Origin of the sequence: Corallococcus terminator, assembly GCF_049194865.1 — a bacterium.
GTDB classification, from domain to species: domain Bacteria; phylum Myxococcota; class Myxococcia; order Myxococcales; family Myxococcaceae; genus Myxococcus; species Myxococcus terminator_A.
On record NZ_JBLZWL010000118.1, the window covers coordinates 15,234 to 28,344 of the forward strand.

Here is a 13,111-nt window from a genome sequence, read left to right on the forward strand (position 1 = left end):
TCACTCCCGACCTTCCGGGTTCAACAACCGCTTCAACCACCCCGCGACGTGCGGTGCGCGCAGCACGGAGACGGCGTCTCCGGGTGACTCCTGGAGCTCCAGGCCGCCCTCGGCCAGCTCGCCCCAGCCTCCGTCGAGCGCGTCCTCGTCACGCTCCGGAGCCTCCGTCGCGCGCAGCAGCCGCACGGCGCCCTCGGTGGGCTCGGGCAGGTAGCGCCGCGCGGCGCGCAGGTGGCTGGCGAAGACCTTGAAGTGCACCCGCAGCTCCTCCAGCGACAGCGCTTCCGGCAAGAGGCCTGACTTCGCGCCTTCGGCGTGCAGGTGCGCGAGCAGCGGCTCCGCGTCCTTGCTGGATGTGAGCGTCGAGGGCAGCACCGGGGCCTCGCTACCCGCCTGGGCCGCCAGGTGGCTGGCGAACAGGGCACCCTGCGCGCCCGCCGTGGTGGCCGACGTGCTGGCATCCGGCTCCGCGGGGAGCGGCTCGATGAGCAACAGCTCCACGTCGTGGCCCTCGCGCTGGAGCTGCTGCGTCATCTCCCAGGCCACCAGCGCGCCCATGCCCGGGCCCGCCAGCCGGTACGGTCCCCGCGGCGCGGAGGCGCGCAAGGCCTCCACGTAGAGCGTGGCCATGGCCTCCACGGACTCCAGCGGGGCGCGGCCTTCCTCCAGGCCACGGGCCTGGATGCCGACGATGCTCCAGCCCTCGGGGGCGTGGCTCGCCAGCTCGGAGTAGCCGTCCACCCGTCCATCCAGGCCGTGGATGACGTGGAGGACGCGGCTCGAATCGGTACCCGGGCGCAGCGTGACGAGCGGCGACCAGGTGGGCGTGGCGGGCCGGGCCGCCTTGGGGCGGGTGTCCTGGGCCTTCAGCGCCTCCTGGGCGCGCTGGAGCAGCAGGGCGAGCGACTCGACGGTGGGGGCCTCGAAGAGGGCGCGCAGCGGCAGCTCCACGCCCAGGGCCACACGGACGCGGGAGACGACCTGCGTGGCCAGCAGCGAGTGGCCACCGAGCGAGAAGAAGTTGTCGGTGATGCTCACCCGAGGCGTGCGCAGCACCTCCGCGAAGGCGCTGGCCAGCAGCTCCTCCAGCGGCGTGCGAGGCGCGGAGAACGGCGTGGTGCCACGCAGGCTCTCCTCGTCCGGAGCCGGCAGCGCGCCGCGCGCCACCTTGCCGGTGGGCATCAGCGGCAGCGCCTCCAGCCGCACGAAGATGGACGGCACCATGTACTCGGGCACCTTCTCGCGGAGGACGTGGCGGGCCTCCTCGGTGCTCCACGGCGCGTCGGCCGGCAGCACCACGTAGCCCACGAGGCGGCGGTCTCCCGCGACATCCTCGCGGACGATGGCCACCGCGTCGCGCACCTGGGGCAGCGCGCGCAGGGCCACCTCCACCTCACCCAGCTCGATGCGGAAGCCTCGCAGCTTCACCTGGCTGTCCAGGCGGCCGAGGAACTCCAGGTTGCCATCCACGAGCCACCGGGCCTTGTCGCCCGTGCGGTACAGCCGCGAGCCGTCCGCGCCGCCCATGAAGTTCGGCAGGAACCGGTCCGACGTCAGGTCCGGGCGGCCGTGGTAGCCGTGGGCCACGTTGGCGCCACCCACGTAGACCTCGCCCGCGACGCCGATGGGGACGGGCGCGCCGTGCGGGTCCAACACGTAGAGCTGCACGTTGGTGAGCGGCGAGCCCACCGGGGGCAGCGCCGGCCAGCGCTTGCGGTCCGCGGGGGCGCGCCACGCCGTGACGACGTGGGCTTCCGACGGGCCGTACTGGTTCTCCAGCGTGCACTCCGGCAGCCGGTCGAAGAACGCCAGCAGCGCGGGCGTCACCTGGAGCTGCTCGCCGGCGGTGACGATTTCACCCAGCGGCGGGAGGTCCTTCTCCGTGAGCGCCGCGTCGCACATGGCCTGGAGGGCGACGAAGGGCAGGAACAGCCGCTCCACGCGGTGCTCTCGCATGTAGCGGAGCATGGCGGGCGGGTCCTGCCGCAGCGAGCCGTTGATGAGCAGCACCTTGCCGCCCAGGCACCAGGTGCCGAAGAGCTCTTGGAAGGACACGTCGAAGTTGAGCGAGGCGAACTGGAGCGTCGTCGCGTCCGGCTTCACCGCGCGCTTCATCAGCCACCAGAGCATGTTGCCCACCGCGCGGTGGGACATGACGATGCCCTTGGGACGGCCCGTGCTGCCGGAGGTGTAGACGAAGTAGCAGTTCGTCTCCGGCGACATGTCCACGTCGGGCGAGTGCGTGGGCCGCGAGGCGACGGCTGTCTCCTCCTCGAGCCGTACCACCCGCGCGGACAGGCCGGGAGGCAGCGCGGAGACGAGCGCCGAGTGCGCGAGGACGACGGGAGCGCCCGTGTCCTCCAGCATCAGCGCCAGGCGGTCCGCCGGGTAGCTCGGGTCCAACGGGAGGAACGCGGCGCCGACCTTGAGCGTGGCCAGGACGGCGACGGGCATGTCCAGGCTCGCGCGCTCCAGGCACAGGCCCACCGTGCCATTGACCGGCACGCCGAGCGCCAGGAGGTGATGAGCGAGCTGGTTGGCGCGCGCGTCGAGCTGCGCGTACGTGAGGGACTGGACTCCGTCCGTCACGGCCACGCGCTCTGGCGTGCGGGCGACCTGGGCCTCCACCCAGCGGTGCATCAAGCCCGGCACGTAGGTCGGGTCCACCGCGGCGTTGAAGCCCTGGATGACTTGTTGGCGCTCGCCGTCCGACAGCAGCGGCAGTCGGCCCAGCGTCTGGTCCGGCTGGGTGACGGCGCCTTCCAGCAGGCGCTGGAGCGAACCCACCATCCGCTCCGCCGTCTGACGGGAGAAGAGGTCGGAGGCGTACTCCAGGTAGCCGGTGAGGCCGTGTGACGACTCGAACACGGAGAGCGTCAGGTCGAACTTGGCCGTGCCGCTGGTGGCCTCCATCGGCGACATGCGCAGGTCCGACGTCTCGTAGGTCTCCTTGTAGACGTTCTGGAGGACGAACAGCACCTGGAACAACGGCGTGCGATTCAGGCTGCGCTCGGGCTGCAGCTCCTCCACCAGCTTCTCGAACGGCACGTCCTGGTGCGCGTACGCGTCCAGCGTCGCCTCACGCACGCGTCCGAGCAGCTCGCGGAACGTCTGGTGCTCGGAGAGCTGCGTGCGCAGCACGAGCGTGTTGGCGAAGAAGCCGATGAGCTTCTCCAAATCCGAGTGGCGCCGGCCGGCGATGGGCGAGCCGATGCTGATGTCGTCCTGACCGGAGTAGCGCGACAGCAGGGTCTGGAAGGCGGCGAGCAGCACCATGAACGTCGTGGCGCCCTCGCGGCGCGCCAGCGTCTGGACCGCGTCCTGGAGCGAGCGCGGCATGGTGAAGCCCACCATGTCACCCTTGAAGCTGCTGACCGCCGGACGGGCGAAGTCCGTGGGCAGCTCCAGCGCCGGGGGCGCGCCCTTCAGGTGCTTGCTCCACCAGGCCACCTGCTGCTCGAGCACGTCGCCCTTGAGCCAGCTTCGCTGCCAGGCGGAGTAGTCCGCGTACTGGAGCGGCAGCTCCGGCAGCGTGAGCGGGAGCCCCTTGGCGAAGGACGTGTACGCGGAGGCCAGCTCGTTGACGAGCAGGCCCATGGACCAACCGTCCGAGACGATGTGGTGCATGGACATCAGCAGCACATGGTCCTCGGCGCCGAGCTTCAGCAGGCGGACGCGCAGCAGCGAGCGGTCCGTCAGGTTGAACGGACGCTGCGTCTCCTCGGTGGCGGCGCGGAGGGCCTCGGCCTCGCGGGCCTCGGGCTCCAGCGCGCTCAAGTCCAACAGGTTGATGGGCGCCGGCTCGTGCGGGTTGATGACCTGGATGGGCTGGCCGTTGTTGCTCTGGATGGACGTGCGCAGGGACTCGTGCCGACGGAGCAGCTCGTTGACGGCCCGGCCCATCGCGTCCACGTTCAGCGGGCCCTCCAGCCGCACGGTGGCGGGGATGTTGTAGAAGGCGCTGTTCGGCTCGAGCTGGTCGAGGAACCACAGACGCTGCTGCGCGAAGGACACTGGTTGATCGCCCGTGCGCGGCACGGGGACCAGCGGCGGAATCTCCAGGCCCTGGCCCTGCTGCACCGCCAGGTCCACGCGCTGCGCGAGCGCCGCCAGGTCGCGCGTGTCGAACAGGTCGCGAAGCGGCAACTCCACGCCGAACACCGCGCGCATCCGGCTGATGGCCTGTGTCGCCATCAGCGAGTGCCCGCCCAGCTCGAAGAAGTTGTCGTGGATGCCCACGCGCTCCACTTCGAGCACCGCGCACCAGATGGTCGCCAGCCGCGCCTCCGTGGGCGTCCGCGGCCCCACGAAGTCGGGCCGGCCGCTCACGTTGCTCATGTCCGGCGCGGGCAGGGCCTTGCGGTCCACCTTGCCGTTGGAGGTCAGCGGCAGTGCCTCCAGCACCATCACCACCGTGGGCACCATGTACTCGGGCAGCGTGTCCTTCAGCGCCCCTCGCAACGTGGCCCCATCCGTGGGCACGCCCTCGCGCGCCACGGCGTAGGCGATGAGGCGCTTGCCGCCAGGGCCATCCTCGCGGGCCACCACGATGGCCTCGCGCACCGCCGGGTGCCGGGCCAGCGCGGCCTCGACTTCGCCCAGCTCGATGCGGAAGCCACGCACCTTCACCTGCGCGTCCACGCGGCCGACGAACTCCAGCGTGCCGTCGTCGCGCCAGCGCACCACGTCGCCCGTGCGGTACAGCCGCGCGCCCTGCACGCCGGAATACAGGTCCGGGATGAAGCGCTCGGCGGTGAGCGCGGGCCTGCCCGCGTAGCCTCGGGCCACGCCGACGCCGCCCAGATACAGCTCGCCCTTGACGCCCACGGGCACCAGCTCGCCGCGCGCGTCGAGCACATAGGCGCGCACGTTCGCCAGGGGCCGGCCGATGGAGGGCAGGCGGGTGTCGTCGGCGACGACCTGCGCGAGCGTGGCCACGACGGTGGCCTCCGTGGGGCCGTAGGTGTTGAGGAACCGGCGACCAGGTGCCCACCGCGCGACGACGTCCGAGGGCAGCGCCTCGCCGCCGGAGATGACCGTCTTGAGCGCGGGCAGCTCCTCGGCGGGCGTGGCGGCCAGGGCCGCGGGCGTGAGGCTGATGACGGTGAGCGCCTGCTCGCGCAGCAGCGTGTGCAGCGGCGCGCCCGGCATCACCTTCTCCAGCGGCGCGAGCACCAGCGTGGCGCCCGAGGTCAGCGTGGTGAAGATCTCCTCCACCGACAGGTCGAAGGAGAGGTTGGCGAACTGGAGCACGCGCTCGCCGGGGCCGATGCTGTAGGCCGTGGCCTCGTGCGTGACGAGGTTGGCCACGCCCCGGTGCTCGATGGCCGTGCCCTTGGGCTGGCCCGTGCTGCCGGAGGTGTAGAGCACGTAGGCGAGGTTTCCAGGCGTGACGCCCGTGACGGGCGCCTCGGTGCTCTCGCGCGACAGGGCCTCGTGCGCGGTGTCGAGGCACAGGGCGCGGGCGCGGTGCGGCTCGGGGAAGCGGTCCACGAGCGGGGACTGCGTGAGCAGCAGCGCGGCGCCGCTGTCGTCCAGCAAGAAGGCCAGACGCTCGCGCGGCAGCAGCGGATCCACCGGCACCCAGGCGCCGCCCGCCTTGAGGATGCCGAAGAGGCCCACCACCACGTCCAGCGAGCGCTCCACGCTGAGCGCGACGCGGACCTCGGGCCCGACGCCGTGACGACGCAGCACGTGGGCGAGCTGGTTGGCCCGCTCGTCCAACTGGGCGTAGGTGAGTTGGGCGCCCTCGAAGGAGGCCGCCAGCGCGTCGGGAGCGCGGCGGACCTGGGCCTCGAAGAGCGTGTGCACGCAGGCCTCGGGGAAGTCCGCGCGGGTGTCGTTCCACGTCATGAGCTGCCGCTGACGCTCCTCGCCGGAGAGCAGCGTGAGCGAGGAGAGGCGACGCTCGGGGGCGGCGACGAGCAGCTCCACGAGCGCCCGGAAGTGCCGGGTCATCCGCTCGATGGTGGACGCGTCGTAGAGGTCCGCCTGGTAGTCGAACTCACCCGTGAAGCCGGAGGAGTTGCGGCCCATGGAGAGCGTGATGTCGAACTTGGTGACATGGCCCTCGTCGGGGCCCGGGCGCAGCGTCAGGCCCGGCAGCGAGGCCGCCGCGTCCGGCGTGTTCTGGAGGATGAACATCACTCGGAACAGCGGCGACTGCTGGAGGTCGCGCAGGGGCTGGAGCTGCTCGAAGGGCAGGTGCTGGTGCGCGTAGGCGCCGAGCGCCGTCTCGCGCACGCGGGCCATCAGCTCGCGCACCGTCGGGTCTCCATCCAGGCGCGTGCGGAGGACCAGCGTGTTGAGGAAGAAGCCGACCAGGCCCTCCAGCTCCGCGCGGTTGCGTCCGGCCACCGGCGAGCCGACGGAGATGTCGTCCTGACCGGAGTAGCGCGACAGCACGAGCTGGAACGCCGCCAGGAAGAACATGAACGGGGTGATGCCTTCACGGTGGCAGAAGGTCTCGATGACCTGCGCCAGCTCGGGCGGCACGACGAGGGGCACCACGCCGCCTCGAGGCCGCGACAGGTGCGTGCGCGGCCTGTCGGTGGGCAGCTCCAAGTCTTGAGGAGCCCCATCGAGCTGCCGCTGCCACCAGGCGAGCTGACGGTCCAGCTCCGCGCCATCCAGCCACTTGCGCTGCCAGGCGGAGAAGTCCGCGTACTGGAGCGGCAGCTCGGGGAGGCTCGGCGCGCGGCCGGCCTGGAAGTCGCCGTACAGGAGCGCCATCTCGCGGATGACCACGCTGATGGACCAGCCGTCGGAGACGATGTGGTGGACGTTGATGAGCAGCAGGTGCTCACGGTCCTCCAGCACCAGCACCTCGGCGCGCAGCAGCGGCCCGGTGCTCAGGTCGAACGACCGCATCGAGTGCTCGCCCGCGCGACGTCGGGCTTCCAGCTCCCGCTGCTCGGCGGAGAGCTGCCGCAGGTCGGTGACGGGCATCTCGAACGGAGCGGGCGGGTGGATGACCTGCACGGGGCCATCCGCCTCCGCGCGGAACGTGGTGCGCAGGGCCTCGTGACGATGCACGACGGCTTCCAGCGTCCGACGCAGCACCTCCACGTCCAGCTCGCCGGAGAGCACCAACGCGGACGGGATGTTGAACGCGGGGCTTCCGGGCTCGAGCTGGTCCAGGAACCACACGCGCTGCTGTGAGAACGACAGGGGCAACCTGCCGTCGCGCGGCGTGCGCTCGATGGCCGGAGCCACCGTCTTCGCGCCGGTGCGCAGGGCGGTGTCGACCCGCTGGGCCAGCGCGGCGACCGTGGGGGCCTCGAAGAGGTCTCTCACCGGCAGCTCCACCGAGAAGGAGGAGCGGATGCGCGAGGTCACCTGCGTGGCCAGGAGCGAGTGGCCGCCCATCTCGAAGAAGTTGTCCGTGACGCTGACACGGGCCAGCTTCAGCACCGTCGCGAACAGCTCCGCCAGCTTCTCCTCCACGGGCGTCCGTGGGGCGGTGAACGCGGTGTCGCCGCGCAGGCTCTCCGCGTCGGGCGCGGGCAGAAGCTTGCGGGCCAGCTTGCCACTGGGTGTCAGGGGCAGCGCCTCCAGCGTGACGAACGCCGAGGGCACCATGTACTCGGGCACGCGCTTGAGCAGGAAGGCGCGCAGCGCCTCCGGCGTCGTGGCGGAAGCGGGCGCCTCATCCGGCGAGACGGGGACGACGTAGGCGACCAGGCGCTTGTCGCCCGGGACATCCTCGCGCACGGCGGCGGCGGCATCGCGCACGCCCGGGGCCGCGCGGAGGACGGACTCGACCTCGCCCAGCTCGACGCGGAAGCCTCGCACCTTCACCTGGAAGTCGATGCGGCCGAGGAACTCCAGGTTGCCATCCGCCGTCCAGCGCGCGGAGTCGCCGGTGCGGTAGAGGCGGTCACCTGGGATTCCACTGAACGGATTCGGCACGAACGCGGCGGCGGTGAGCGCGGGCCGGGCCAGGTAGCCGTGGGCCAGGTGGCTGCCACCGACGAAGACCTCGCCGGCCACGCCGATGGGAACGGGCTGGCCGAGCGCGTCGAGTACGAAGAGCTGCGTGTGGCCCAGCGGGCCGCCGACGGGAGGCAGGCGCGGCCACGAGGCCGGGGCGCCGCGCATGCGGTACGCGGAGACGACGTGGGCCTCGGAGGGGCCGTACTGGTTCTCCAGCGTGCAGCCCGGCAGCTTCTCGAAGAACGACACCAGCGTGGCGTTCACCTGGAGTTGCTCACCGGCGGTGATGACCTCGTTCAGCGCGCGCGGCAGCGTGGCGCCGTGCGAGACGGAGTCCGCCATGGCCTGGAGCGCGACGAAGGGCAGGAACAGCCGCTCCACGCCGTGCCGGTCCATGAAGTCGAGCAGCGCGGGGATGTCGCGCCGCAGCGTGTCCGTGGGCAGCACCACCTTCGCGCCGACCCACCACGAAGCGAACAGCTCCTGGATGGAGACGTCGAAGTTGAGCGAGGCGAACTGGAGCGTGGTGGCGAGCGGGCGGGGCGACTGACGAATCTGCCAGGCCAGCATGAAGCTCAGGGCCCGGTGGGGCATGACGATGCCCTTGGGGATGCCCGTGCTGCCGGAGGTGTAGATGACGTACGCGTTCGCCTCGGGCGACACGTCGCGTCCCAGGGAGCGCGTGGGCTGGCGGGCCACGGCGGCGGCCTCGGTGTCCAACTGGATGCGGCGCGCGCGGCTGTCCGCGGGCAGGCTTCCGCTGAGGTGTGACTGCGTGAGGATGACCGGCGCGGCCGTGTCCTCCAGCATGAACGCGAGGCGGTCCGCCGGATACGTGGGGTCCAGCGCCACGTAGAAGGCGCCGACCTTGAGCGTCGCCAGGACGGCGATGGCCATGTCCAGGCTCTTGTCCACGCAGATACCCACGGCGCTTCCCGGGGACACGCCGTGCTCGACCAGGTGGTGCGCGAGCTGGTTGGCGCGGCCGTCCAGCTCCGCGTAGGTGAGCGCGCGCTGGCCGTCGGTGATGGCGATGGCGTCGGGCGTGCGGGAGACCTGCGCCTCCACGGGGCCGTGCATCGTCGTGGCCGTGTGGGCCTGACGGGACGTGTCGTTCCACTCGACGAGGAGCTGGCGCTCCTCTTCCTGGCTCAGGAGCGACAGCTTCCAGGGCGACTGGTCCGGGTTGGCGACCGCGGACTGGAGCAGCCGCACCCAGTGCGCGCCCATCCGCTGGGCCGTGCTGGTGTCGAACAGGTCGGTGTTGAACTCGAGCAGGCCCTCGATTTCGTCACCGCCATCCCCCAGCAGCAGGGACAGGTCGTACTTGGCGGTGCCGCTGTCGACGTCGATGGAGCGCGGCGCGTTGGCACCACGAGCGCTTCGGGCCGTGTCCTGGCGCGGCGCGCTCTGGAGGGCGAGCATGACCTGGAACAGCGGCGACCGGCTCAGGTCGCGCTCCAGCTTCAGCTCTTCGACCAGCTTCTCGAAGGGCACGTCCTGGTGGCTGTAGGCGCCGAGCGTGCTCTCCTTCACCTGGGCGAGCAGCGTGCGGAACGTCAGCCCCGGCGTGAGGCGCGCGCGCAGGGCCAGCGTGTTGACGAAGAAGCCGACGATGTTCTCCAGCTCGGACTGGCGGCGGTTGGCGATGGGCGAGCCGACCACGATGTCGTCCTGGCCGGAGTAGCGGGCCATGAGGATGTGGAGGGCGGACAGCAAGGCCATGAAGGGCGTGACGCCCTCCTGCTTGCACAGCGCATGGAGCGCGGAGGTCAGCTCGGTGCCGAGCTTCACCGGCAGGCTGGCGCCGTGCGACGTCTGCACGGGAGGCCGAGGCCGGTCCGTGGGCAACTCCAGCGCGTGCGGCACGCCGTCGAGGTGCTTGCGCCACCAGCTCACCTGCGCGGCGAGCGTGTCGTCACGCAGCCAGCCGCGCTGCCAGGCGGCGTAGTCCGCGTACTGGAGGGTCAGCGGCGTCAGCGGCGAGGGCAGGCCCTGGCTGAAGGCGGTGTACAGCGTGCCGACCTCGCGGCCGAGGATGCCGCTGGACCAGCCGTCCGAGACGATGTGGTGCACCGTGACGAGCAACACGTGCTGCTCGGCGGAGAGCCGGAGCAGCGTGGTGCGCAGCAGCGGGACGCGGGTCAGGTCGAACGGCTTCTGTGCCTCGGCGGAGGCGAGCTCCAGGGCCTGGACCTCGCGCTCGGACTCCGGGAGGTGACTCAGGTCCACCACGGGGACGGACAGTTCCACGCGCGGATGGATGAGCTGGAAGGGCTCGCCGTCCTCGCGGGTGTGGAAGCTGGTGCGCAGCGCCTCGTGGCGACGCACCAGCTCCTGGAGCGCCCGCGTGAGCGCATCGACATCCACGGCGGTGTCGAGCCGGAGCGCGGAGGGGATGTTGTAGAAGGCGCTGTCCGGCTGGAAGCGGTCGAGGAACCAGAGGCGCTGCTGCGCGAAGGACAACGGCAGTGCGCCGCCGTCGCGCGACACGGGGAGCAGCGGCGGAAGCTGGACGCTCTCGCCCGAGAGGATGGCCGCGTCGATGCGCTGCGCGAGCGCTTCGACCGTGGGCTTCACGAACAGGTCTCTCAGCGCGAGCTCCACGCCGAAGGCCGCGCGGACACGCGACACGACCTGCGTGGCGAGCAGGGAGTGACCGCCCAGCTCGAAGAAGTCGTCGTGCAGACCGACGCGCTCGACGTGCAGCAGCTCGGACCAGTGGGCTGCGAGCTGGACTTCGACGTGAGTCCTGGGCGCGACGTACTCGCGGGCCGTCGCGGAGAGGGACGCGTCGGGCGAGGGCAGCGCGTTGCGGTCCACCTTGCCGTTGGGTGTGAGGGGGAGCGCTTCGAGCACGGCGATGGCGGACGGCACCATGTGCTCGGGCAGGCGCTGCTTCAGCGACTCGCGCAGGGCGACGACATCGAGACCGTCGGCGACGACGTAGGCGACGAGGCGCTTGTCACCGGAGGACTCCGTACGGACGGAAGCGACGGCTTCGCGGACGGCGGAGTGAAGCAGGAGGGCTGCTTCGACTTCACCGAGCTCGATGCGGAAGCCGCGCAGCTTGACCTGGTCGTCGATGCGGCCGAGGAACTCGAGGGTGCCGTTGGGCAGCCAGCGAGCCTTGTCACCGGTGAGGTAGAGGCGGGCGCCGGGAGTGGAGCTGAAGGGGTTGGGGACGAAGCGCTCTGCGGTGAGGGCGGGCTGGGAGAGGTAGCCGCGAGCCAGGCCCACGCTGTCGACGCAGAGCTGGCCGGGGACGCCGACGGGCAACGGGCGCAGCGAGGAGTCGAGGACGTAGACGCGGACGTTGTCCCAGGGCTTGCCGATGGAAGGAGTCTGGCCGGGGAGGAGCGGCTCGGAGATGGAAGCGCAGACGGTGACTTCAGTGGGGCCGTAGGCGTTGAGGAGGCGGAGGCGGGAGCCCCAGCGCTGGACGAGCTCAGGAGAGCAGGCCTCACCGGCGGAGATGAGGGTTTGGAGAGAGGGGAGGTCCTCGGGGCGCATCTGGGCGAGGACGGAGGGAGTGAGGGTAACGGCGGAGATGGACTCGTCGCGGAGCAGGTCGCGAAGGGGAGCGCCGGGCAAGAGGCGCTCGCGAGGAGCGAGGACGAGGGTGGAGCCGGCGAGGAGTGCGCCGAAGATTTCAGCGACGGAGGCGTCGAAGCCGAAGGCGGCGTACTGGAGGACGCGGGAGGTGGGCGTGAAGCCGTGGGCGCGGCCGGCGGTGAGGGCGGTGTTGGAGAGGCCGCGGTGCTGGAGGAGGGTGCCCTTGGGAGTGCCGGTGGAGCCGGAGGTGTAGATGAGGTAGGCGAGGTTGTCGGCGGAGGTGCCGGAGACCGGAGCCGACTCGGGCTGCGCCGCGATGACGCCCGCGTCGGAATCCAACCGGACCACGCTGGCGACCTTCAGGCTCAGCGTCTCCACGAGCTTCGCCGTCGTGACGAGCACGGGGGCGGCGCAGTCACGGAGCATGAAGGAGAGGCGCTCGACGGGGTACGACGAATCGAGCGGGACCCAGGCTCCGCCCGCCTTGAGGATGGCGAGGATGGAGACGACGAGGTCCAGCGAGCGTTCGAGGCAGAGCGCGACGGGGACCTCGGCCTTGACGCCGAGCGAGCGCAGGTGGTTCGCGAGGCGGTTGGCACGCGCGTCGAGCTGCGCGTAGGTGAGCGAGTCACCCTCGAAGCGAAGCGCGATGGCGTCCGGCGTGCTCGCGGCCTGAGCCTCGAACAACGCATGGGCGGTGGACTCGCGCGGGAAGTCCCGCGCCGTGTCGTTCCACTCCACGAGGACCTGTCGCTGCTCGGCATCCGAGAGCAGGGACAGCGTGGAGAGCGGAGCCTCGGGATGAGCCGCTGCCTTTTCGAGCAGCGCGCCGAGGTGGACCATCAGCCTGTCGACGGTCTCCGCCGTGAAGAGGTCGGTGCGGTACTCGATGCTGCAACCCAGGCCCTGCGCCGTCTCCTGGAGGGCGAGGGTGAGGTCGAGCCGCGCCGTGCCCGTGTTGGACGGCTGGACGTGGAACGTGAGGCCCGGAAGCTTCAGCTCGGCCTCGGGCTGGTTCTGGAACACCATCGCCACCTGGAAGAGCGGCGCGTGAGCGAGGCTGCGCTCGGGGTTGACGGCCTTGACCAGCTCCTCGAACGGCAGGTCCTGGTGCGCGTAGGCGCCCAGCGTGTCCTTCCTCACGCGCCCGAGCAGCTCGCGGAAGGACGGGTTGCCGCCCAGCCGTGCGCGCAGGGCGAGCTGGTTGATGAAGAAGCCGATGAGGCCCTCGGTCTCCGCCTGGTTCCGGTTGGCGATACCGGTGCCGATGACGAAGTCCTCCTGGCCGGAGTAGCGGGACAGGACGGCCTGGAGGCCCGCCATCAGCGCCATGAACAGCGTGGTGCCCTCACGGCGGCACAGCGCGTGGAGTGAATCGACGAGCTGACGCGGCAGCATGCGCGCGACGCTCGCGCCTCGGAAGCCCTGCACGGCCGGACGGGGGAAGTCCGTGGGCAGCTCCAGCAGCGGAGCCACGCCAGCGAGGTGCTCCTTCCACCAGGAGAGCTGCGTGTCGAGCGCCTCGCCCTGGAGCCAGGTCCGCTGCCACGTGGCGTAGTCCGCGTACTGGATGGGCAGCTCGGGCAGCGGCGACGGCTGTCCCGAGGAGAACGCCGCGTAG

General features: G+C 71.2%; 1 protein-coding gene (running past one end of the window). It reads right to left on the reverse strand.

Annotated elements, in window-relative coordinates; translation table 11 throughout:
* Positions 1-13,111: part of a non-ribosomal peptide synthase/polyketide synthase coding region (locus tag ACN469_RS35885; protein ID WP_498775571.1), annotated on the reverse strand (this coding region is incomplete at its 5' end). 19,740 nt of the annotated region lie beyond the right edge of the window; the window shows 13,111 of its 32,851 annotated nt.